General features: G+C 33.8%; 23 protein-coding genes, 1 pseudogene and 2 other annotated features. Of the genes and pseudogenes, 6 read left to right on the top strand and 18 right to left on the bottom strand.

Translation table 11 applies throughout. The features are described from left to right. Positions 1–127: 127 nt before the first annotated feature. The 9 genes and pseudogenes from NSS97_RS11415 to NSS97_RS11380 form a co-directional block, all read right to left on the bottom strand. The gene (locus NSS97_RS11415) at positions 128–409 is read right to left on the bottom strand and encodes a hypothetical protein (protein ID WP_341112562.1); all 282 of its coding nucleotides are present in this window, start codon (positions 407–409) and stop codon (positions 128–130) included. A gap of 8 nt (positions 410–417) precedes the next feature. After that, complete coding sequence (locus NSS97_RS11410; RefSeq protein WP_107887463.1) at positions 418–1,527, bottom strand: alpha/beta hydrolase fold domain-containing protein; 1,110 nt, start codon at positions 1,525–1,527, stop codon at positions 418–420. Between the two features lie 144 nt (positions 1,528–1,671). Further along, complete coding sequence (locus NSS97_RS11405; RefSeq protein WP_341112558.1) at positions 1,672–2,541, bottom strand: AraC family transcriptional regulator; 870 nt, start codon at positions 2,539–2,541, stop codon at positions 1,672–1,674. A 294-nt stretch (positions 2,542–2,835) separates the two neighbouring features. Continuing rightward, a complete protein-coding gene (locus NSS97_RS11400) occupies positions 2,836–3,768 on the bottom strand; it encodes an aminoglycoside phosphotransferase family protein (protein ID WP_341112556.1) in 933 nt (310 codons plus the stop codon). Positions 3,769–3,779: 11 nt separating this feature from the next. Continuing rightward, a pseudogene (locus NSS97_RS30465) lies at positions 3,780–3,919 on the bottom strand (VOC family protein); the annotation flags it as partial. Between the two features lie 43 nt (positions 3,920–3,962). Next, positions 3,963–4,598, bottom strand: coding sequence for an HAD family hydrolase (locus NSS97_RS11395; RefSeq protein WP_044441935.1), 636 nt, complete (start codon positions 4,596–4,598; stop codon positions 3,963–3,965). Between the two features lie 102 nt (positions 4,599–4,700). Continuing rightward, positions 4,701–5,288 (bottom strand): YpjP family protein, encoded by a 588-nt coding sequence (locus NSS97_RS11390; RefSeq protein WP_002031682.1) that lies wholly within the window; start codon positions 5,286–5,288, stop codon positions 4,701–4,703. A gap of 282 nt (positions 5,289–5,570) precedes the next feature. After that, the gene (locus NSS97_RS11385) at positions 5,571–6,770 is read right to left on the bottom strand and encodes an ABC transporter permease (RefSeq protein WP_341112554.1); all 1,200 of its coding nucleotides are present in this window, start codon (positions 6,768–6,770) and stop codon (positions 5,571–5,573) included. Further along, positions 6,763–7,473 carry an ABC transporter ATP-binding protein gene (locus NSS97_RS11380; protein ID WP_044441941.1) on the bottom strand — a complete coding sequence of 237 codons (711 nt, stop codon included), beginning with the start codon at positions 7,471–7,473 and terminating at the stop codon, positions 6,763–6,765. Before NSS97_RS11380 ends, NSS97_RS11385 begins: the two co-directional genes overlap by 8 nt. 153 nt (positions 7,474–7,626) lie before the next feature. Between NSS97_RS11380 and NSS97_RS11375 the strand changes: the two genes are divergently transcribed. Continuing rightward, the gene (locus NSS97_RS11375) at positions 7,627–8,058 is read left to right on the top strand and encodes a GNAT family N-acetyltransferase (protein WP_107887459.1); all 432 of its coding nucleotides are present in this window, start codon (positions 7,627–7,629) and stop codon (positions 8,056–8,058) included. A 29-nt stretch (positions 8,059–8,087) separates the two neighbouring features. After that, entirely contained in the window at positions 8,088–8,615 is a 528-nt protein-coding gene (locus tag NSS97_RS11370; protein ID WP_002065170.1) for an HAD-IIIA family hydrolase, read from the top strand. 54 nt (positions 8,616–8,669) lie between these two features. On the opposite strand, the gene NSS97_RS11365 is transcribed toward NSS97_RS11370, so the two are convergent. The 5 genes from NSS97_RS11365 to NSS97_RS11345 all read right to left on the bottom strand — a co-directional run bounded on the left by NSS97_RS11365 (position 8,670) and on the right by NSS97_RS11345 (position 13,526). Further along, a complete protein-coding gene (locus NSS97_RS11365; RefSeq protein ID WP_002085894.1) occupies positions 8,670–9,110 on the bottom strand; it encodes a GNAT family N-acetyltransferase in 441 nt (146 codons plus the stop codon). Continuing rightward, on the bottom strand, positions 9,107–9,580 hold the full coding sequence (locus NSS97_RS11360; protein WP_107887458.1) for an SAM-dependent methyltransferase: 474 nt from the start codon (positions 9,578–9,580) through the stop codon (positions 9,107–9,109). The genes NSS97_RS11365 and NSS97_RS11360 overlap by 4 nt, the downstream gene beginning before the upstream one ends. 88 nt (positions 9,581–9,668) lie before the next feature. Then, entirely contained in the window at positions 9,669–10,367 is a 699-nt protein-coding gene (locus NSS97_RS11355) for an aspartate/glutamate racemase family protein (RefSeq protein WP_341112550.1), read from the bottom strand. Between the two features lie 146 nt (positions 10,368–10,513). After that, positions 10,514–11,716 carry an iron-containing alcohol dehydrogenase gene (locus tag NSS97_RS11350; RefSeq protein ID WP_107887457.1) on the bottom strand — a complete coding sequence of 401 codons (1,203 nt, stop codon included), beginning with the start codon at positions 11,714–11,716 and terminating at the stop codon, positions 10,514–10,516. A gap of 370 nt (positions 11,717–12,086) precedes the next feature. Continuing rightward, positions 12,087–13,526 (bottom strand): GntT/GntP/DsdX family permease, encoded by a 1,440-nt coding sequence (locus NSS97_RS11345; RefSeq protein ID WP_107887456.1) that lies wholly within the window; start codon positions 13,524–13,526, stop codon positions 12,087–12,089. Positions 13,527–13,791: 265 nt separating this feature from the next. On the opposite strand from NSS97_RS11345, the gene NSS97_RS11340 reads away from it, so the two are divergent. Continuing rightward, on the top strand, positions 13,792–14,541 hold the full coding sequence (locus NSS97_RS11340) for a lipid II flippase family protein (RefSeq protein ID WP_341112544.1): 750 nt from the start codon (positions 13,792–13,794) through the stop codon (positions 14,539–14,541). Between the two features lie 33 nt (positions 14,542–14,574). Further along, positions 14,575–15,150 carry a nucleotidyltransferase family protein gene (locus NSS97_RS11335; protein WP_107887453.1) on the top strand — a complete coding sequence of 192 codons (576 nt, stop codon included), beginning with the start codon at positions 14,575–14,577 and terminating at the stop codon, positions 15,148–15,150. 39 nt (positions 15,151–15,189) lie between these two features. On the opposite strand, the gene NSS97_RS11330 is transcribed toward NSS97_RS11335, so the two are convergent. From NSS97_RS11330 to aspS, 3 genes are all read right to left on the bottom strand, one after another. Next, entirely contained in the window at positions 15,190–16,104 is a 915-nt protein-coding gene (locus NSS97_RS11330) for an alpha/beta fold hydrolase (RefSeq protein WP_107887452.1), read from the bottom strand. Between the two features lie 36 nt (positions 16,105–16,140). Beyond that, positions 16,141–17,481 (bottom strand): sodium-dependent transporter, encoded by a 1,341-nt coding sequence (locus tag NSS97_RS11325; RefSeq protein WP_107887451.1) that lies wholly within the window; start codon positions 17,479–17,481, stop codon positions 16,141–16,143. A gap of 117 nt (positions 17,482–17,598) precedes the next feature. Then, positions 17,599–17,847, bottom strand: a binding site (T-box leader). A gap of 168 nt (positions 17,848–18,015) precedes the next feature. Then, the gene (gene aspS, locus NSS97_RS11320) at positions 18,016–19,314 is read right to left on the bottom strand and encodes an aspartate--tRNA(Asn) ligase (protein ID WP_107887450.1); all 1,299 of its coding nucleotides are present in this window, start codon (positions 19,312–19,314) and stop codon (positions 18,016–18,018) included. Between the two features lie 111 nt (positions 19,315–19,425). Further along, positions 19,426–19,637: a binding site (T-box leader), on the bottom strand. Positions 19,638–19,889: 252 nt separating this feature from the next. Here aspS and NSS97_RS11315 point away from each other — a divergent pair. After that, on the top strand, positions 19,890–20,369 hold the full coding sequence (locus NSS97_RS11315; protein ID WP_107887449.1) for a hypothetical protein: 480 nt from the start codon (positions 19,890–19,892) through the stop codon (positions 20,367–20,369). Positions 20,370–20,473: 104 nt separating this feature from the next. Here NSS97_RS11315 and NSS97_RS11310 read toward each other — a convergent pair whose 3' ends face one another. Continuing rightward, positions 20,474–21,985, bottom strand: a complete 1,512-nt coding sequence (locus NSS97_RS11310; protein ID WP_044441963.1) for a M36 family metallopeptidase — start codon at positions 21,983–21,985, stop codon at positions 20,474–20,476. A gap of 328 nt (positions 21,986–22,313) precedes the next feature. Between NSS97_RS11310 and NSS97_RS11305 the strand changes: the two genes are divergently transcribed. Beyond that, positions 22,314–22,898 carry a TetR family transcriptional regulator gene (locus NSS97_RS11305; protein WP_107887447.1) on the top strand — a complete coding sequence of 195 codons (585 nt, stop codon included), beginning with the start codon at positions 22,314–22,316 and terminating at the stop codon, positions 22,896–22,898. Position 22,899 lies beyond the last annotated feature (1 nt).

Here is a 22,899-nt window from a genome sequence, read left to right as displayed (position 1 = left end):
ATAATCCTATTATTGAATTTAACAAATAAAATGAGGATAACCCAAATGCTAACTTATTTATCAAAACAGCTTAATGAACAAGCCATGCATTAATTATTATATTCCCTCAAAGGAAAAGACTTTCTTATTACCGATTCAATGAATGTGGAAGAACATCATTATTATTGGTGCGTATATTTTTCTTATCTCTCCATATAAATTTTTTCAAACACATAAAAACAGTAACTGAAATAGCGACTCCAACTGTAACATCTGAAGCAAAATGGGCTCCTACCACAATACGACTCATTGGTACTATTATCTTATTAGTTGGTTCATATAAACTATTGGATTTTTGTAAGTCTGTAAATGCAAAGATACATAGTAAAATAGCGAAGCTGGAAATTAATATCACTTTTCTATTTCCCATCATTTCTCCTACTTTCCACTATGCTTTAATATAAAATTCCCCATCTCAATTGCTAAATCTTCACTTTGGGGATAAACACCTACATTATCTCCATAAGCGTGCCCTAAACCACGATAAAGGACTGTTTCAGTATCCACTCCTTTTTTAGTCAATTTAGCTGCATACGCTAAACATTCTATCATTAAAAAATCATGCTCTCCTACCGTAATAAATGTACTTGGATAGTCTGGGGATACATCAACATATGGACTTAAATACTTCGAATGAATTTCTTTCGTACGAAGTACTTCTGACATACCTCCAACCATTGAATGCATTATATTAAGCATTTTTTCTAATCCTTTTTTATACTTAGGAGCAATTTCATATTTATCTATACTCCAAGAATAAAATTCATCTTCATAGTCACACATATTAAGTGTAGGATACAGAAGCAACTGTCCCTTCACGTACTTCCTACCATCTTCCATATCTTTAGTTGTACAATACTGTGTTAAGTTCCCTCCTGCACTATCACCAGCAACAAAGATATTATTCTTATCACCGCCTAGTATTTCAGCATTTTCATAAATCCACTTTAAAGTAGTGTAGCAATCTGTATGCCCAGTTGGAAAAGGATTTTCCGGAGCTAATCGATAATCCACAGAAACGGCTAGTATATCTGTTTTTTCTACTATCAATTTCACAAGTTCTTCTACTACATCTGGTGATCCTGCCATAAATCCACCACCATGAATAAAGTATAAAACTGGCGCATTCTCTTGTTTAGAAACACTGTTATAAATTCTTATCGGAATATCATATCCATCTTCCGCTTTCACTGTTTTATGCGTAATATTAACGTCTTTAGTGACAATTGGAACACTCTTAATTCCATTAAATTGTTTTCGCATATTCCTTACCGATTTTTCAGAAGCGTCCATTTTCATCATATTTTTAGGCATAAACCTCATTACATTCATTTGAACCTTCGTGTCCTTATAAAGACGTGGATCCATCGCTCCTTTTTCATCACAATCTGGTATGTTTTTTACTAAAACTTTCGCCCCGTGTACATTAATGATTTCTTGTTTTTCTTGAATTTTTTCTAATAGGTTTAAGTCATATTTTCTAGTCATCTAGTATTCATCCTCCCTTATTTTAAACGCTTTCATTTCTTCAGATTAGATAAATCTCTATTGAATCTCACTTCATTTACTATTACTAAATAAAAAACGTTCCATGTACAAAATGTAACATGAAACGTTTTTTTATTGTTGTTCCTATTTGATTCGATTATTGTCATTTTTTGATATGATATTTTTCCTATACTGTAATGGTGTATATCCGTATTTTTCTTTAAACTGTGAAATAAATGATTTTACATTTGGAAATCCGTGTTTCACTGCTATATCTTGTATAGAATTTGTACTATTAATAATATCTTCATACGCTTTATAGAGCCTGTATCTCGTTAAAAAAGTGGTGAAATTTGATCCGAACAATTTTTTGAACATACGGGAAAAATGTTCTTCACTTACAAAAAAATGTTTAGCTACATCTTTCAGTTTAAGTTCTTCATCATAATGTTTATAAATATACGTAATCATTTCTTTCTGTTTATTTCCAAGTTGATAATTATTGTCTATACTCTCTCCATCTTTGCAATATCGCAATAGAATATAAACAATTTCATAAATTAAACTATTAATTGTTATGTAACTTAAATCATCAGAATTTGTGACTAACTCCTTTAATTCATAAAATATTTGCTGGAGGTTAGTTTTCTGAACAACTGATTCTTTTATATTAAATCTATATTTATCAAAATCTCCATTTACCTCTTTAAGAAATTCATAAGAAATAATTAACATCATTACTGCACAACTTGTATTTTTAACTTTTTCGAATTCATGAACATCGCCACTATTCACAAAAATAAATTCGCCAGCGGATACTTTCTTTTTTTGCCCATTCACATACAAGAAAACCTCTCCATATACGACTAGGCTAATTTCAATACTTCTATGCCAGTGAGGAGGAATATAATAGTGAAAACCAGTAGGTAACATCGTACCCTCTATATATTCAACCATTCCTGGAATTCTATCGCGTACTTTTATTTCTTCATATTTACCTTGCCTGATTTTCAATAGTCCACCCCCTTTTTATATTATAAAGTGAAACTTTAATCAGTGGGGGTTTTGTTCATCCCCACTGATTATTAGCCTTCACCAATCGAGCGTTTACGGGCAGCCCGACTCCCACCTAACTTCTTTGCTCAAGCCGAATTTTGAGGTGGGAGTTTTACTGCCCGGCAAATAGCGGGATAAAGTAGACGTCAAGGTTTTCATTCCTTCATAAAAAAACTACATACATAGTATGTAAAGAGACCGTCTCATGAGTTATTTACAAATAGCAGGTGTGAGATTTCCCACCTGCTATCCTTATTTTTTATTCATCATTTCACTATCAAACCAGATTGGCTTTGATAATTCAAAGTTTTTATGATCCTCTAAAACTATAGTAAGACGTTCTAACGTATCATCTAACATATGCGGTGCTGCTCGTAAACTCCAGACAACTGAAGAAAAAAACGTCATGCCAACGTAAACCGCATATAATTTCCAAAACTCCTCTGGTATTCTCCCATTAAAGTATCCTTCTATTTGTCCGATTGAATACGGGATACTAATGTCTCTTGCAAATAGTGCTATTTTTACGAAATCATGAAGTGGGTCGCCCCAGTCGTAGCCATTAAAATCAACAACACCTACATATTTCGCATCACGTACAATTATATTTTCTAAATGAAAATCATCGTGTTGAAATCGATTTGGGCGGTTCTTTACATACATTTCATTTTCATCTATAAACTTTATGATTTTATCATCATTTTTAATTTGTATTCCGCATGTTTTATACGCCTCTACATATTTTCGATGTTTTTTCATTGCTCTTTCATACCATGGGAGTATATCCTTAGGAGCTTCATGTGTATGCATTTTTGCTAAGTCTTTTCCTGCTGCTATACCAATATCATATTGTTCTCTTGGCGTATATGTAGGCAATAGCTTCTTAGCATCTTCTCCTTCTAAATATGAAAAAATACTATAACATAAATCTTCTTCCTCCAATATACCGAGTTCAATTGGTCTTTGAGCCTGCACGTTACGTTTTACCATTTCATTTAAAATTTGAAACTCTATTTTTTTCCTATCATACTCTTTTATATCACCTGTCCGTAATAAATATTTTTCATCATCAGTAGTCGTAATAATATATTTTTTATCAGGAGAGAAACCTTTAGAGATTTCTTCAATATTTGCAGCATCTTTTACTATTTGTATATTGTTTTTCCACGTTGTAATTATCTTCATGTCTATTCTCCTTACATTTCTGTATTCGCAACCTCTACAATAAAGCCCTTCGGGTCATAAAAGTCTATTGTATAGTAACATCCGAATAATGATTCATTTCAATTGGACCACGTATAACCTTCACCTTATTGCCAGTAAGAAACTTTGCTACCTAAAATTCAATATGATGAATACCTGCTCAAAGTTTATTTATATTAAGAATGTGCCGCCTGTACTACTTGCACAATTTCCCCTGGCGTATTAACCATATAATCTGGCGCGTCTCCTTTTACTGTCTCAATTACGTCATACCCCCAAGAAACCCAAATGACATTCACACCAGCTTTTTTACAAGCTGCAATATCACGTTGTTCATCACCGACATACAACATATCTTGTTCTGTTAGCTTTTTCGACTTTAAAAATCTTTTAATCATTTTATCTTTACCAAACAAATTTTTAGAACAATACACTTCTTGAATATTTTCTATGCCATTACTATGTAAAAATGCCCTAATATGCTCTTCTGAGTTCGAAGATATAATCGCAATCCCGTAGCCTTTTTTATGTAGTTCATCTAATACATCTTTCATCCCATCGAATAAAACGAGATCTTTTATGGTAGGTTGATATAATTTATAAAACTCTAACGCCAATATAGGAAGTTTATAAAGTGGTACATCGAGTTTTTTACACCTTTCAGAAATAGTCAATTTTCGTAAAGGCTCAATTTCTTCCTCACTCACTGTCTTATATCCATGCTTTTCAGCAAGTTGATTATAAATCGGTACAAATATATTTTGTGAATCTACTAATGTGCCATCAAAGTCAAAAACAATGTATTTTTGCATTCCCCTACTCCCTTTTCTTTTTTTCCTAAACCTATATTATTCAACAACATAGTTTACCCTTTTATCAACATAAAAAAAGAACAAGATTTTCTCTCGTTCTTTTTAAGACAACCATTTCGGCGGTACATTCGTATTCCAATAAATATTTCCTAACTCATGGTGTCCTGAATATCCATCATCAAAACGATGATAGTGGAAATTAAAATAATATCCATCTTGCGGTGGATGATCTCTCCTCACATGAAATCGCAGTAAGTCATTTCCTGATTTCGTGTCATAAACATGAAAAATCTTTTCATTATTTCCGCCAGCCGGTCTTTGAGAAATCGCTAATGATTGCAAAGATTCTTCTGGCACATCATTTGCGAGTTCCGCAATTGCCTCTTCAATTTTAGGTAATACAACATCTTTAAATTCATCTTCAATTACAGGCCCAATTTTAGAGCCGAATTTTTGCATAGATTGCTTCTCTGCTTCTTGCATCGCATAGTTAACAAAAGTATCGGTGGTTAACCTATCATTTGTTTCTTCATATGTATAGGACGTACTCTCCAAATTTTGTTGCCCAGCTGTGCTCGTAGGCTTGTCCGCAGCTTTGGCATTATCAAGTAATATGGAAGGAGGCGTCACTAAACCAAACGTAAATACGGTAATTAATGCGACTAAGGTTTTTCTAAACCAATTTGGCATTTATGTTCCCTCCCCTTTCACTCATTATATTTTATATAACGGTTGTTTCTTCTATTATACAAAATGATTGTAATTTTTGCACTTTACAATTTTGTTAACGTTCACATATTTTTCACTTGAATATGAAATTGTAAGATTTCATACACTATAAATACAACAACAATGAGGGGGCAATCAGATGACTTTAGATGTCGTGTACTCCGCCGCAAGCATACTTCTTTTATTATATTTTATTTATCAGTGTGTTACAGACTAGAAAAAGAGCCATTTCCGGCTCTTTTTCTATGGTAAAAATACAATCCAACCAATGAATACTATAAAAATAACCCCAATAATTACTGCTGGTAATAAATAAAACTGAGAAAGGATGACCGTCCCGTATATGAATACGACTGGAAGGAGCAAATAACAATCCGCCTTCCACCTTAATAATAGTAATTCTCCTTCATCACAATATAAATGTAGAAACATTTTCTTCGTAAATTCATTCCAATAATCACGCGCATAGCGAGAAATAGCAACTATAGCAAATACAAGAATAATAGCTGTTATCCACTGCGGAGTCACGATAATACCTACAGTACTTATACATACAATTTGAACATAAAACATTAAAGCACTACTTGTACGCAAAAATTCTTTTAAAAAAGCTTCTACAATACGCGAATCAAAATTTTTTCCTAATATCTTTTTAGACCGAGGGAACATCCACGGTTTTTTATTCGAACTACTTGGCTTAGCTGCATGACCACCAACTTGCATAATCCCTACAGTCCAGCGCATACTTTCTTCTTTTTCTTTCTCAACTTCTTTAAAAAAGAACTTTTTATAATTCATCTTTTCTTTTACTAAGGCTACAGTAAGTACAGCTACTAGGCCGGTAAATAATATGAAATACAATGGATTTTTAAAAATAAAAAATACACTGATTCCAAAATAGACTAAACTTAAAGAAAATATAACATCTTTTATAATCAATAAAACCCATCGTTTCCCCACACGTACATTTATGAATCTCGTCAACAACGATAGCATAAATCGAAAAACAGTAAAGAACATCCAGAACAGTACGATTTGTATAATTGTCGCTCCCGTACTTTTCATCAATATAGGCAGCATAATGAACACTACAATTGCGTTCGTTATTGCAATCCGAATTAACGTATATATCATGCCAAGCTTCATTAATTTTCGCATATGATTTGGGTACGAAATTAAAAATAAACTATCTGCTTGTTCAAAAAATGAGCGAACTCCTCTTGAAAATGTGACAAAATAAAACGCAAGTAAACCTAACCCAAAATAAATGGTCTCTTCCATCGATAATTCTTTCATCCATAGTGAACGATAATAGATCCCCGCAAATATAAGTGCTGGAATAATAATATATAATGCTACTGTCCAATCTGTTACAGAACGAATCGCTTTCCATTTTCTTTGCAATTCATGACGTAACCTTTTATTAAACTGTTGTTTAATCATTTTGTTCCCGCCTTACAATTGCATCGAAACAATCTAACAGTGTACTTCCTGGCATTTCTGCTAACGATTGGATCGCCTCTAAATGCCCATCTGCTACTAATGTACCTTGCGAAATGAGTAAAAATCTTTCACAAATTCTTTCAGCTGTATCCAGCACGTGCGTACAAAGTAATATACCTGCTCCTCGCTCTTTTTCCTTATATAAATAATTCAAAAAGTCTTTCGTGGCTACTGGATCTAAACCGATAAAAGGCTCATCAATAATATAAAAATCTGGCTCTGTTAAAAATGCTAATATTAGCATCGATTTTTGTTTCATACCTTTTGAAAATTTTGATATGTATTCGTGTATATGTTTTTCCATTCGAAACGTATGTAATAATTCCCTTGCTTTGTCCTCCCAATTTCCCACTTCATTTCCACGGGCAGCCATTAGCAATTCAATATGCTCCCACAAAGTTAAGTAATCATAATAAGTGGGGTGCTCCGGTACATAAGCATATGGATTTTTCTTTTCACCAAACGAGATTTCACCATCCATATTGACAAGTAGACCGAGTATCGACTTAATTGTCGTACTCTTTCCTGCACCATTTGCGCCAATAAGAGCAACTAATTCCCCTTGTTCAATCGAAAAAGCAATATCATGAATTGTCTTTTCCCCTATATCATATCCAGCAGAGCGGATATTCACTTCTAACATACATTCCCCTTCTTTCCATTTCCAATACAATCAAGGAAAAGAATAACATATAACTATCTATATATCATTATAAAATATTTATTTTCGTAGCAGGAATAAATACTTTTTAACAGAATACTTAATGTTTGATTACATTTTATTGGAGTGGATAATATGTCTTTTCAAATTCGTGAAGCTACGATAGACGATATAGATGCACTTTGTTCTTTAACAAAAGAATTAAAAGGTTCCTCTATTTCCTATGAAGATATGAACAACCGATTGCAATTCGTACAAATGAGCCCTTTTGATTTTTTATATGTATATGAGGAAGATAATACTATTTTTGGATTACTAGGATTTCGTATACGTGAAAATTTAGAAGATGTAACTCGTTATGGAGAGATTTCAATTATTAGTGTTGATTCTACAATACGTCGAAAAGGTATTGGACAAGTGTTAATGGATTATGCAGAACAATTAGCAAAAGAACATGACTGTATTGGTACTTGGCTTGTTAGTGGAATGAACCGCAAAGAAGCACACCCCTTCTATGAAAAATTGGGCTATGAAGTAAATGGGTATCGATTTGTAAAATATTTTTAAACTACTGGTACGAAGAAAGGACTATAACTATGACAAACATTGAAGCAATATTTATTGATCGTGACGGAACAATTGGCGGTGATACTACAATACATTATCCAGGTTCTTTCACTTTATTTCCTTTTACAAAGGAATCTTTACAAAAGTTAAAAGCTCAAAATATTAAACTATTCTCTTTTACGAATCAACCAGGTATCGCGGATGGAAAAGCAACTGCGAATGACTTTGTGCAAGAATTAAAAAGGTTTGGTTTTGATGATATTTATCTATGTCCTCATAAACATGGTGGCGGATGTGAATGCCGCAAACCGAGCACAGGTATGCTCCTGCAAGCAGCGGAAAAACATGGGCTTGATTTAACAAAATGCGCTGTAATCGGTGATCGCTGGACAGATATTGTTGCTGGGGCAAAAGTAAATGCGACGACTATATTAGTTCAAACTGGTGCTGGATATGATGCTTTACATACGTTCCGAGATAAATGGGCACATATTGAACCAAATTACATCGCAAAAAACTTTGAAGATGCTACAAATTGGATTTTAAATCATCAATAAAAAATTAAATGAGACGTCTTCACTTTGAAAACGTCTCATTTAACTATATATATTTCAAAAAGTTAATTCATAATGGAAATAACGATTATCTCTTAAATATCCATTTTCAGCGTATAATCGCTGAGCTGATAAATTATCAATCTCTGTTTGTAATTTCACACCTTTTGCGCCATTTTCTAAGGCGAATTCTTTAGCAGCTTCTAACAATTTTTTACCTGTTCCGGCTCCGCGCTTCGCCTTTTGTACAAACAGGTCATTTAAAATCCATAACTCTTTCATCGAAATAGAAGAAAATGATGGATATAGTTGCGTGAATCCGATATATTCTCCATCTTCAACTGCCACGAAAATAATGGATTCTTTTCTCTCGATTCGATTTCGTAAAAATACTTTTGCTCCTTCAATATCGGAATCTTGTCGATAAAATACGCGATAGTTATTAAAAACAGATGCTAGTCCATCTAAATCTGCAATTGTTGCCTCATATATTCTCATTTTGTTTTATTCCCCTTCCAATATTGTTTCATAATATCTGTTACCCATTTAGGCTGTAGAATTTCTTCTTTCGGCATAAACTCTTTCATTATCGGCTTTATATCCAATATAGGGGTGCCATCAATAGCATCTAACCCCTCAACAATAATTGATTTACCTTCTCTTTTGATCACCTTTACAATTGTAGCTCCTATACGATTCGGACGATTTTTCCCGCGCTGTGCAAAAATGCCTACTTTAGGATAATCATTATTATTTCTAGGATGTCTAGCAAAATATTGAATTTGTTCATCAGTTACTTTATGAAAATAAAAGAAAACTTCAATATGAGAAAAATCTTCAATCCCTTGTATACTTTCCTCTGTATACATATCAGTTAAAGTAATATAAGATCTTACTTCTCCCCACTCATCATCTTTTATTTCCTTTCTTTCATTATGTACAAATGCGATTGGCTGAACTGAAAACATCCGCATTCCCCCTTAAATGTAACCACTTACATTATAAAATATTTTCTGAATGTTTTCCAGACAAATGAGCTAAGTTTACATAATATAATTACAATCTATTATCTAAAGCGAAATTGACTGCTTCAATCGCATGTATATGCGTTGTATCAAATATCGGAACTGATATGTCTTCCTGCTTTATTAATAACCCTATTTCTGTACACCCTAATATTATTCCTTGCGCCCCTTTTTGCACTAACTCTTCTATAACTCTTTTATAATACTCTCTAGATTGAGATGTTATCTTTCCTAAACATAATTCTTTGTATATTACTTCATTTATTTTTTCTCTATCTTTTCCTAATGGTACTATTACTTTTATATCATTCTCTTCTATACGTGATTTATAGAAATCTTGCTCCATCGTATATTTTGTTCCAAGCAGACCAACCGATTGAATACCTTTTCTATTTATTTCTTTTGCAGTTGCATCCGCAATATGTAATACTGGAATGTTAATATTCTCCTTTATTTTCTCAACTACTTTATGCATTGTATTTGTGCAAATGATTATAAAGTCTGCTCCTCCTTTCTGCAATGAATACGCCGTATTCCCTAATACTTCTCCTGCTCTATCCCAATCTCCGCTAGACTGGAATCGTTCAATCTCTTCAAAATTCACACTATTAATCAGACATTTTGCTGAATGTAATCCACCTAATCTACTTTTTATTTCTTCATTTAAAATTCGATAATATTCTGAAGTTGATTCCCAACTCATACCACCTATAAGACCTATCGTTTTCATAGTAAACACCTACCTAAACTATTTTTATAAAACTAATAACAATATTTTATTATGTATATTATACACAATAAAACAAGACTTTAAATTTATAATATAAAGTCTTGTTTTAACTATTTCCAAGGAAATTTTATTATAATATTCTGAAATTAAAACTCTGATGTTTTTATAGAATCTTCATATTGATAATTAAAACACTCTCGATACACCTGTTTGATTTCATCATAAGAAGGAACTCGTGGATTATTTCCTGGGCTACCACTTGCAATTGCATCTTTCGCCATTTTAGAAATAGCATTTTCAAATTCAACTTCGTCAATTCCGTATTCTCTTAAATTAGGAATACGAAGATCAAAACAAAGTTTCTTAATTTCAGCAATCGTGTAGTTCGCTACTTCTTCATCAGAATGAGAATACAAATCTTGGTTTAAACTACGTCCTACTTCTGCTAACCTTTTTATTGCACTCATTTTTGTAAACTCTAAAACTGTAGGTAATAGTATTGCATTCGATATTCCATGTGGTACATGGAATAATGCTCCCACTGGACGGGACATACCATGCACTAATGTAACAGATGCATTTGAAAAAGCAATCCCAGCTTGTAATGAAGCAATCATCATTGCTTCCCTTGCTTCCATATTATCTCCATCTTCATATGCGATACGTAAATATTTCATAATGCTTTCAATAGCTGAAAGAGCAAGAACATCTGTAAGAGGTTGTGAAACTTTAGAAATATAAGCTTCAATTGCATGGCATAATGCATCTACTCCCGTTGCTGCAGTAATATGAGGTGGTACCGAACTTGTAAAAATCGGGTCTATTATAGCAACATGAGGGATAAAGCTTGGATGTTTTATCATCATTTTCACATCTGTTTTTTTATTTGTAATTACTGCTACACTTGTTACTTCCGATCCAGTACCAGAAGTCGTCGGGATTGCGATTAGCGGTAGTGGATTGTATTCTATTTCTATATCCTTTTGGACGTAATCTTCAATTTCTCCACCATTTGTATATAACACTGCTACTGCTTTCGCAGCATCAATACAGCTTCCTCCTCCAATACCTATGATAAAATCGCATTTTCCTTCTTTACAAATAGATAACGCTTCCAATACGTGTAAATTTGTAGGCTCAGTGTTTACTTCATTGTACGTAATAACAGTAATCCCTTTCGCATTTAAGTGATCCACACATCTTTCAACATAACCGAAACTCTCCATAATTGTATCACTGACAATAAAAGCCCTTTTCCCTAACTTTCTTGATTGATCCCCTAGTTTTTCAAACGAATTTCTTCCATATAATACAGACTTCGGCATACGAAACTCAGCAACTTCTTGCAAGTACTCCACCCCTTCTATCTATAATAAATATTTGCAACTACTCAGCCATGCATTTCATTCAGAAGTTTGATAAAGAGTATTATTCCAGCTAAAATAAGCTCCTTATTAACTATAGAAAGTTTTTTCATTTTTCAGCATATAGATTACTGCCATGAATATATAAATGGACCTACCCCTTGCTACCTTCTTTGTTTTAAAACTTTGCGCTTGGAAAGACCCTGACCGCTCCTATACATAGCCAGTTCCTCTCTCGACCAACTAAAAAACTTTTCTGCCGGTTTTTCATAGAGTAACTGAGTAGTTACAATAAATATTTTATTATGTAAAATATCAATCTAATAAATATTTTCTTTTCGTATATTAACTAGTATTAATAGATCCCTGTTAAAGTATAGAATGCGATGACTGCAAATACAGCAATCGTTTTCAAAATTGTAATAGCAAATATATCTTTATATGACTGTTTATGTGTTAATCCTGTTACCGTTAGAATAGTAATAATTGCACCATTATGTGGTAATGTATCCATTCCGCCTGATGCCATTGATACAATGCGGTGCATAACTTCTAATGGAATATCATATTGATTGGCCGCTGCAATAAATTTATCCCCCATCGCACTTAACACAATTCCCATTCCGCCTGATGCTGAACCTGTAATTCCAGCTAAAATATTCGTCGTTACTGCCCCATTTACTAATGGATTCGTGAAAGTTGCAGAGATGCTATCTCTCATAATTGCAAAGCCTGGAAGTGCTGCAATAACACCACCAAATCCAAACTCCGCGCCTGTATTCATTGTTGCAAGTAGCGCTCCACCAATACTTGTATTCAATCCAGCTTGAAATCCAGTTACTACTCGTTTCCAATATAATAAAAGCGTTGATAAAATCCCTATAATAAGTGCCAATTCTACAGACCAAATCCCAACTACCGCACTTAATTCAACTTTTCCAAATGCTTTCATACCAATAGCTGAGAAATCAAAACCATCTGGATACCACTTTGGTATCATGATTGTGAAAACTTTATTCATTACACCTACTAAAATAAGTGGTACAAACGCAATTACTTGCTGTACTCTTGTAATTTCAATACTGCTTAATATCGGCATATCTTTTTGTTCTAATTGCAAAGATGCTGCCATTTCAGAATTTCCATCGTTAAAACCAAAATATCCTTCTCCTGCTGCTTTTGCCTTCTTACGCTTACTCTCTAAATAAAGTAAACCTAACGTTAAAACAAAAATTGCTCCTAAAATACCAAGTATCGGTGCTGCATAAATATCAGTTTTAAAAAAAGTTGTAGGTATTACATTTTGAATTTGTGGTGATCCAGGAAGCGCATCCATTGTAAATGTCGCTGCTCCAAGAACGATTGTGCCAGGGATTAAACGTTTTGGAATATCCGCTTGTCGAAACAACTTAGCCGCAAAAGGAAATATAGCGAACACCACTACATACACACTAACACCGCTATACGTTAAAATAGCTCCCATTAAAACGATGGCTAAAATTGTACGTTTTTCTCCAACTAACTCTACAATCGTCTTTGCGATGGAATCAGCGATTCCTGACATTTCTACTACTCTCCCAAATATTGCTCCAAGTAAAAACACAGGGAAATATAATTTAATAAATCCTACCATTTTCTCCATAAAAATATTTGAAAAGAAAGGTAATACAAAACTAGGCTCTGTCAAAAATACCGCAAATAATGCAAAAATCGGTGCGAATAATATTACAGAAAATCCTTTATATGCTACAAACATGAGTAAACTAAGTGCTAATAAAATAATAACTAGCTCCAATTATAACCCTCCTTTTAAACTGAAAATTCAATCTTTTAACGTCGAACTTTTACTCGTATTTCGAACCCTTTTATTTCATGACATTCCTCCTCTTTTTATCCCGCTATTTGCGGGCAGTAAGACTCCCACCTTAAAATTCAGCAAATGTGCAGAAGCTAGGCGGGATATCAACTGCTCGTAACAGCCCGATTGGTGAGGGCTGATAATCAGTGCCGGATGGACAAAACTTTCACTAATTAAAGTTTTACTTTATTACAAATTTTTCATGCTAAAATTGTCTAATTATAGTATTCGATTAGCTGGTGTCCGTTTAAAAAAGATTGTCGTTGCCTTATCCATCGTAGGAATGGTACTACTTATTTCAAGAACATCTAACTTACTACAAGCTTTTTTAATTGGTGGTATTGTCGATGAAGCAAAGCTAGATTCTTCTATTGATTTAGAGCATATTATACGGCTCGTTCTATTATCTGCTTCTGTCGGTACATTGCTCGCGATTATACTCTATCCAACTTTGACAAAGCTATTTGGATACGTCATTCAAAACTTTGAAACAGATGGTTCATTCATTCGAATGATGAAGACGAATAACATTCAAAAATTAAAGTACACACAAAAATATGTACGCTTTCCAAAGTTTGAGATGATTCATCGAATGCGTATTGGCGGAATTCCGAAGCGAATTATGCTTATTAATATGTTTGCCACTGCCATTTATACAGCTGGTGTTCTTTCCGCACTATATGCTTCTTTTTTAAATCCGACTTATGCAACAAAGGCTACTACAGCTTCTGGTCTTGTTAATGGTTTTGCTACTATTTCATTAACAGTTTTACTAGATCCACGTATCGCTCTTTTAACAGAACGGGCTCTTCAATCAGAAGAAGGTGCTGAAGCAATGAGTAAGATGTATGGTTGGCTCATGATTTCTAGACTTCTCGGTACATTATTAGCGCAACTATTATTCATACCAGGTGCTTACTGGATTACATGGATTATTAAGCTTATGAATTAATTCACTCTCTAAAAAAAGTAGGTGTACTATCAAATGACTATTAAAACCGAACAAGATATTATTCAATTGATCCAAAATGATCCGTGGATGATGAATGTATTACAAATGGCAAAATCACTAGAGCTACCTGATTGGTGGATTTGTGCCGGGTTTGTCCGTTCTAAAATTTGGGATACCTTACATAACTACGAAGTAAGAACGGCTACGCCAGATGTCGATGTCATTTATTATGATCCATTAAATAAAGATGAGGTATACGAACAATCATTAGAACAGAAGCTGACGAATATGGATGCCTCTATCCCTTGGTCAGTAAAAAATCAAACTCGCATGCATGTAGTGAATGGAATGCCGCCATACTCTTCTTCTGTTGATGCTATTTCTAAATTTCCTGAAACAGCAACCGCTCTTGGTGTTTCTTTGGACGAACAAAACAAAGTCATATTAACATCCCCATGCGGAATAGAAGATGTACTTTCATTACAAGTGAAACCTACACCTCATTTTCTTGAAACGAAAGAACGAATACATATGTACAACAAAAGAGTTAATCAAAAGAAATGGCAAAGTAAATGGCCTAATATTACAATTACTTATCCAGAAATTTAAAATAGAGCGCTTCGCATTATACGAAGCGCTCTTTCTTTTTTAGTTCAAAAAATGAATGACTGTTTCAGCAAATCGATCAGCTTCCTCATAATGTGGTGTATGGCCACTCTCTTCGAATATGATATGCTCCCCATTTTGAGCATCTTTATTAAATATTTCAATTTGTTTTTCACACGTTACTACATCATGTTTTCCTACAATTAATAACATTGGATTTTGTATATCTTTTATTTTAGATAATAATGACGTATGACATGCTCCCTCTGATTTTAATCTATCAAAATGGATTTTGGAGCGATTTGAAAATACTTCCCACTCTTCATCACTATATAAACTATCGTCTGTCTCATCTTTTTTATAATTGTAAATCTCCATTCTTTTTTCTTCTAATTCAGCACTTAATCTTATATAAGCTTCTAACAACTCTTCTGAACTAGCATTATTAGATAAATAAGCAAAGCAGTCTTCTGCTGCCGCTTCTTTTCCATACTTTTTTAATAACGTTCCTGTCTTTTGTAATAGAGCCCTACTTGTTAATGCAAAATCGAAAGTCGGACCTTCAAATATTATTTTCTCTATTGAATTTGGATACGCCCTTGCATATAACAATGCTACATATCCACCGAAAGAGTGCCCGATTACAGACCATTTCTCAATTTGTAATACTTTTCTTAGTTCTTCACAGTCTTCAATTAAATCACATAGTCCAAAAGTTTCTTCTTCGGTAATTACTTCTGACCGACAAACCCCTCTTTGATCTATCATAATTACATATAAGGAATCTTTTAATCGTTCCGCTTGATGAAATGAAAAATCATAACAGCTTTCACCTGGACCACCGTGTAAAAATAATACTGGTTTATTTTTAGGACTTCCATGTGTTTCAACGTATAGCTTTTTCCCTCTAATGTTCATATATTTCCCAACTTCAATCAAATTCGTTTTTATGATCATCACCTTCTTTTTTACCGAATATTATAACATTTAATATTAAATAATCCCTATTACATTTAAAAAGACAATAATTATTGCAAGTGGTGCTACAAATCGAAGTAAAAATGCCCAGATAGTAAATATTATCTTTCCGTAATTTCCACCTACAAAAAATTCAGCTTCTAACACTTTCTTTTCCATCTTGAATGATACGAAAATACTAATAAATAATGCTCCCAGCGGCATTAATATATTACTAGATAAGAAGTCTACTGCATCAAAAATATTCTTCCCAAAAATCGTAATATCACTCCATACTCCAAATGATAAGGCAGATGGTATACCTGCTAGGAAAATGCAGAACCCGATGATCCATGATAGTTTAGCTCTTCTTTCTTGTTCACCATTTGCTAATGCTGAAACTACCGTCTCTAGTAGAGAAAATGCCGATGTTAATGTCGCAAATGTAAATAGCGCAAGAAATACCGTTAAGAACAATCCTCCTAATGGAATTTGACTAAATACAGATGGTAATACGATAAATAGTAAGCCTGGCCCTTCTGTCGGCTCCATGCCTAACGAAAATACTGCTGGAAAAATGGCAAGACCTGCAAATAAAGAGACGAATAAATTCAATCCAACAATTGTTATTGCTGATTTTGGTAAACTTTCTTTTTTATTTAAATACGAGCTATACGTGACCATAATCGAAATCCCTATACTAATCGCAAAGAATGATTGGCCCATTGCGAATAAAATACTTTCTGAAGTAATCTTCGAGAAATCTGGTTGTAAGAAAAACTTCACGCCTTGCATCGCATTATCCAGTGTTAATGAACGAATAATAAGAGCGACAAATAAAACGAACAATGCTGGTAGCATATATTTACTTGCTTTTTCAATTCCATTCTGTACACCTTTTGATACAACCCATATCGTAATGAACATAAAAGCGAAATGTCCAGTAATAGCCCAAAGCGGATTTCCAATTGTTTCAGTAAATAACGAACCGTAATTTTGTCCCGGAGTAATAAGTTGTCCAGTTACTCCTCTGAATAAATAAATTAGTACCCATCCACCTACAACACTATAAAATGAAAGTAATATAAAACAAGTTCCAACGCCAAGACGTCCAATCCAGTGCCATCCTGTATTTGGTGCGATACTTTTAAATGCTCCAACTGCTTGTTTCTGTGTACTGCGTCCAATCATAAATTCAGCTATAAGTAGCGGTAGTCCAATTAATACAGTAAATAATATAAAAATTAAAAAGAATGCTCCTCCCCCGCTCTTCCCAGCGATATAAGGAAATTTCCATATTGCGCCAAGTCCAATTGCTGATCCTGCTGCTGCCATTATAAAACCTAATTTCGAAGTCCATTGCTCCGTCTGTTTCATCCTATTTTCCTCCCATTAAAATCATTTTATATTAATAAATAAATATTATTAATCAATCCAAATAAACCCTCCATTTCTTTTTCTATAAAATAAAAAATGGCCCAGCATCTCTTTATATAAAGAGACGCTAAGCCATTTACTTAACGCGGTACCACCCTTATTGATTCCATTATGAATCCACCTTAGTAGTAATCGTTTGATTACAAACCTAATATCGAAGGTTAACCGTTAAGATTTACTAAGAATGTGATTCCGTTCCACCTTACTGCTCCTAGGCGAGTTCAGGATGTCATTTGACTATGTCGCACCAACCCATAGCTCTCTGTACAAATACATGACCTTACTACTCCTATTCAACACATTTTAATATTTAGAATATATTTTCTTTTGAAATTAATATGAAGTATATCGGTTATATTTATAACTGTCAAGGGATATATTATTTTTTTGTCGAAAAGGATTTTTATAAACTTTCAATGTAAAAATGAAAGAACAGTAAAAAAGCATCTTCGCGATAATCGCGAAGATGCTTTTTTATGGTATAAGACGTGTACAATCTCTCGGAAAAGCACTCGCCTCTCGGACGTTTGTTAACTCTAAAAGTTTATATACAACCCTTTCTAATCCTATCCCAAAACCACCATGTGGTGGACAACCGTATCGGAATGTATTTAAATAAGATTGAAATTTCTCTGGATGTAATCCTTTTTCTTTAAAAGAAGCAAGTAACATGTCATAGTTATGAATTCGCTGTGCACCTGATGTAATTTCTAATCCTTTATATAATAGGTCGAATGAATCAGTAATAGTTGGATTTTCTTTATTCGGTATCGTATACATCGGTCGCGCTTCTTTCGGATAATGTGTAATGAATACAAATTCACTATTATATGTTTCCTTCACATATTTCCCTAATAACTTTTCACCTTCTGTATCTAAATCCCCTTCAGGAGATTCTTTCCGATACTTCATTTTCAAAATTTCTTGCGCTTCTGCCAATGTGATTTTAGGAATTTCTGTAATGACAGGTACTTCTATTTGTAGTAGCCGTAATTCTTTTTCACAGTTTTTTGCTAATTGTTGAAACATATATCGTAAAATATCTGTTTCTAATTGCATTACTTCATGAAAATCATGAATAAATCCAAGTTCTACATCTAATGATATATATTCATTTAAATGTCTTGAAGAGTTATGATGTTCAGCCCGGTACACAGGAGCAATTTCAAAAACACGTTCGAGTCCTCCGGCTACCATCATTTGTTTATAAAACTGTGGTGATTGAGCTAAATACGCTTCTTTTTGGAAATATGGAAGTTTAAAAACATTCGCACCTCCTTCTGCCCCCTGCGAAACAATTTTCGGAGTAAATATACGTGTGAAATCGTTCTCTATCAGAAATTCACTAAAGCTCTGAACGAGTATAGATTTCACTTTAAATATCGCCGCGATTCGCTCATGCCTTAACGATAATACTCGCTCATTCAACAGTTGATCTAGGCCAACTTGTAACTTTTTTTTATTTATTTCAAATGGGAGTGATTCTGCTCCATTTAGTACTTCCACTTCATATGCAAGTACTTCAACACCTAATTCTGTTTTCGGTGTCTCTACTATTTCTCCAATTATTTGGACCACACTTTCAACATCAACTTTGTATCCGGCTAACTCGTTTTCTAATACACATTGAATAACTCCCGTTCGGTCCCTTAATAATAAAAAACTAACATTCCCTAGATGACGAATCTTTTTTACCCATCCTTGTAGTAATACAACCTTCCCGCCATGTTCCGTACATTCTCGTGTGAGTGAACGCTTCATTATTTGATCCATTATATTTCCCTCCATTAATTTTATTTTTATTTACGTTATTGTTGTTGTCGTCGTCGTCATCATCCACGGTCACTCACCTCCTTTCAAAGAATACAAAAATCCGCCCCTATAAATAGGGACGGATTTTTCCGCGGTACCACCCAAATTGTCATAATGACCATCTTAGCCCTGATAACGGTAGGTACCGTTTGCTTTTACTAATTATCACGTTCAAAGCAACACTCACAGGTGTCTTTCCATCATGCGGTATCGCAATCTTCCCAGCAACCGATTGCTCTCTGTAGACCCCTGCATCATGTACTTTTCCTAATCATCACTTTTTATATTTACAGAGTATTCTATCTCTTCATTTTATAAAACGCAAGCCCTTTTAGAAAAATATTGCGATTTCTCACTAACCAGACCCCTTCTAAAGATATGTAACATGAACATTGAACTCTATACAATTATCATTTGACAGCTTAGAAATGTTTTATCCTTCTCAAATTCTTTCAATCGAACTTTTTTCCATTTTATTACATAAATCACACGTTTCCCACGCATATTATTATTAAAGTTTTATCGGAGGTGTACATATGAAAAAAACAATTAGTTTCTTTCTCCTACTATTATGCTTAGTTGTAGTTAATGAAGCATATGCCTATTCACCAAAATCTTTACCAATCTCTCAAAATTCTGATCAATGGCAAGTAAATATTGATGAAGTAAAAAGAACGAGTGAAAAATTGTTACAACCAAAAAAAGGTGCATTTCAAACATATCATTTCTCTGTAAAAAATCTTGGAAAAAGTGAAGTGTATAATGTACAAGTTGAAGTTTTTCGGAATGAACCAAATATGAAAACAAAATATGAACTCTTTTCCCTAAAAGAAAGTCGTTTAGCGGGCGGAAAAACTGGATTTGAACACGCTAATTTTCCAGTTTCTACAAAATCTGATAAGGTTGACGTGATCATTACGTGGCAAGAACATCCTTTCCGCTCCATGAGAAACGGTCAAAAAGTTGAATCTAGAAAATTTAAAGAGCATTTTGTTTTTAAAGAAGCAGTAAAGTGAACTTATCGGTATATGTATATTATTACCGCTACCAATAAATTTTCCAGTACCAGTTCTTAAGCAAATAAAAAAGTCGTGGCTTTTAAACGCCACGACTTTTTATATTAATTCGTACTAATTCCTCTCGCTGTCCAAATTCGATCGATTTCCGCGGCATGTTGTCCGCCGTATAAAAGAGCATCTGCTTGCTTAATCGCTTTCGCTCCATCACGGAATTTCGCATTTGGCGTTAATGACCAATGTGATTGTAAAATAATTTTTGTTGCTACATCACGTCCAAAAGATTGCGCCATTTCGTATTGACCTTGAGCCCAAATTTCCCCATCATTATGCACTTCATTCGTTATATCTTTCGGGTATACTTTATTCGTATCTAATCGGCGTAAGCACGTCGGATCTGAACTAGAATAAGCAGCCGCATCCCATTCTCCAATACATGCTTTCCCGTATCCTGTTGTCGATACTGCATCTTCATAAGTAGCACCTAAGAAGTCTCCAAATCCTTCTCCCATCGCTCCACCTTCTGGTGAACTTCCGAAGCCTGGCACTTGATTATCTTGAATAGAATGACCATATTCATGCGCAATAATGCCAGCATCTTCTGCATCATCTACTCCGCCAGTACCGAAAGTTAAAGCTTTCGTTGATGGAGAATAGAATGAATTATCGTCAGTTGTACCATTTACATTCACTTTAATCGAACGTTTATTAATATTTTGAAAGCCTAATCCTTGAATGTAACGCTGTAATGTATCAATATGATAATATGACATAACATCTTCAAAACTATCATTTGCACGTGTATAGTTAAATTGTAAGCTTGTAGATTTCGTCTTCGCTTTTGAAGAAATCGTAACATACTCACCAATTAAAAATCCTGTACCATCTAAACCTTTTAACGTAACAGTTTTCAATTGATTCGTTAATGCTGTTGAATCTGCATCATTATTATCTTTTAACCCTGCTAAACTTCCACTAGATACGACAGGGTTAGGTAAAAATACTTTTCCTGTTCCTTCTGCTTTTCGGTTTATATCAACTTTTTTAATTAACTTTCCATTTTCCGCATCAATGAATGTTTCCCATGCACCGAATGGATTATTAGAATGGACTACCACTTTATATACAGGAATAGCGACTCCCTCTTCAACAATATATCCGAATTCTTTTTCTGTAGGAGCCCATAAGTTTTGCTCACTTTCTCCTCCAACATACGCCATCGATTTTTGTTCTGCATCTTTTTCACTAATTTTTTTCGTAACTTCCTTCACACCTGTAACAGGCTGATAATCAGAAACCGCAAGTAAGCCTTTTCCCTCTCCGTTAAGAGTAACTGTAATTTGTTTTGAAAATACAGGCGCACCATTGACCACTTGTTGGAATCTAACATATGAAGCTACTGATGTTTCTGTTGTAGAAATATATTGCAAGTCTGAAAGGTCTGCCTTCAATCCATATTCCGTAGCATGTCCTTTTAAATATTCAATTGCTTTTTTCTGTGGTGAATAAGCTTCTAGCTTTACTTGCTGTTGTTTTTCCAGTGCTGAAACAGTAGAAATTGTCCCCATTACTAATGGCACAGTCATTGCCATTGCCACCATTTTTTTGTTTAACATAAAACCACTCCCCCTAATAAATTGAAAACTTTACCCCATTCCTATAAGGCTATTCCTGTCCACAAGTAACGAAATAAAGTGAATCTACGAGTAATTCTATACAAACAATTCTATTACCTTTACATTTTGGGTAAGTGAAATTTTCTCAATATTTATGTGTAAAACGAGAAAAATACTGTAGAAATATATTTCTTTTGTAAATTTCTTTACCTTATGCTTTTTAAAGTAATGTGTAAAAAAATAAGTTATTTTTTACCTAACGATAGGTTGAAAATAATATTAATGAATGATACGATTTATGTAACCTTTTTTATTAGGAGGACTTATCATGAGCAAAAGTGAAGAAACACTCTCTTCCATAGTCGAAGCAAGTTATCGACTATTTGCCGGTCACGGCATTGCCAAAACGACCTATACAATGATTGCTGAAGAAGTTGGTATTGCCAAGCCATCTATTTATTATTACTTTAAATCTAAAGATGCATTAATTGAAAGTATTTTTAATGAATTATGTGCAGCGATGCAGTTCTCCTCATTCTTTCATACAGAAGAATTTACGAAAGAGAATTTCATTGAGAACTGTGTTGAAATTGGCTTTAAAATGATAGACGAACAACAGAAAGATCCTTATTTTAATCGTGTATTACAAGAATATGTATTACTATCTTCAAGAAACGATATGTACAAAGATCGATTACTAACTGTACAAACAGAATATTTAAACGGATTTGAATCACTCCTAACAAAAGCAAATGAACTTCAACTCATTCAAAATAAAAATCTAGTTTCAAAAGCTCATATGTTAGCATTAGTTCTTGATAATATTGGGAATTTTATGATGTTACATTTAGATATGGATTATAAACAAATATGGATTGAAGCTGTAAATAGCATTTTTGAAAGCAGGGATTGAA

The organism is Bacillus sp. FSL R12-0074 (assembly GCF_038005725.1).
Classification (GTDB): Bacteria; Bacillota; Bacilli; order Bacillales; family Bacillaceae_G; genus Bacillus_A; species Bacillus_A mycoides.
This window is presented reverse-complemented; position numbering and strand designations above follow the sequence as displayed.

Bases quoted from the DNA above. Each gene is read 5' to 3' on its own strand.
- NSS97_RS11415 (WP_341112562.1), bottom strand. From the start codon at position 409: ATGGGAAATAGAAAAGTGATATTAATTTCCAGCTTCGCTATTTTACTA.
- NSS97_RS11410 (WP_107887463.1), bottom strand. From the start codon at position 1,527: ATGACTAGAAAATATGACTTAAACCTATTAGAAAAAATTCAAGAAAAA.
- NSS97_RS11400 (WP_341112556.1), bottom strand. From the start codon at position 3,768: ATGAAGATAATTACAACGTGGAAAAACAATATACAAATAGTAAAAGAT.
- NSS97_RS11395 (WP_044441935.1), bottom strand. From the start codon at position 4,598: ATGCAAAAATACATTGTTTTTGACTTTGATGGCACATTAGTAGATTCA.
- NSS97_RS11390 (WP_002031682.1), bottom strand. From the start codon at position 5,288: ATGCCAAATTGGTTTAGAAAAACCTTAGTCGCATTAATTACCGTATTT.
- NSS97_RS11385 (WP_341112554.1), bottom strand. From the start codon at position 6,770: ATGATTAAACAACAGTTTAATAAAAGGTTACGTCATGAATTGCAAAGA.
- NSS97_RS11380 (WP_044441941.1), bottom strand. From the start codon at position 7,473: ATGTTAGAAGTGAATATCCGCTCTGCTGGATATGATATAGGGGAAAAG.
- NSS97_RS11375 (WP_107887459.1), top strand. From the start codon at position 7,627: ATGTCTTTTCAAATTCGTGAAGCTACGATAGACGATATAGATGCACTT.
- NSS97_RS11370 (WP_002065170.1), top strand. From the start codon at position 8,088: ATGACAAACATTGAAGCAATATTTATTGATCGTGACGGAACAATTGGC.
- NSS97_RS11365 (WP_002085894.1), bottom strand. From the start codon at position 9,110: ATGAGAATATATGAGGCAACAATTGCAGATTTAGATGGACTAGCATCT.
- NSS97_RS11360 (WP_107887458.1), bottom strand. From the start codon at position 9,580: ATGTTTTCAGTTCAGCCAATCGCATTTGTACATAATGAAAGAAAGGAA.
- NSS97_RS11355 (WP_341112550.1), bottom strand. From the start codon at position 10,367: ATGAAAACGATAGGTCTTATAGGTGGTATGAGTTGGGAATCAACTTCA.
- NSS97_RS11340 (WP_341112544.1), top strand. From the start codon at position 13,792: ATGCTAAAATTGTCTAATTATAGTATTCGATTAGCTGGTGTCCGTTTA.
- NSS97_RS11335 (WP_107887453.1), top strand. From the start codon at position 14,575: ATGACTATTAAAACCGAACAAGATATTATTCAATTGATCCAAAATGAT.
- NSS97_RS11330 (WP_107887452.1), bottom strand. From the start codon at position 16,104: ATGATCATAAAAACGAATTTGATTGAAGTTGGGAAATATATGAACATT.
- NSS97_RS11325 (WP_107887451.1), bottom strand. From the start codon at position 17,481: ATGAAACAGACGGAGCAATGGACTTCGAAATTAGGTTTTATAATGGCA.
- aspS (WP_107887450.1), bottom strand. From the start codon at position 19,314: ATGGATCAAATAATGAAGCGTTCACTCACACGAGAATGTACGGAACAT.
- NSS97_RS11315 (WP_107887449.1), top strand. From the start codon at position 19,890: ATGAAAAAAACAATTAGTTTCTTTCTCCTACTATTATGCTTAGTTGTA.
- NSS97_RS11310 (WP_044441963.1), bottom strand. From the start codon at position 21,985: ATGTTAAACAAAAAAATGGTGGCAATGGCAATGACTGTGCCATTAGTA.
- NSS97_RS11305 (WP_107887447.1), top strand. From the start codon at position 22,314: ATGAGCAAAAGTGAAGAAACACTCTCTTCCATAGTCGAAGCAAGTTAT.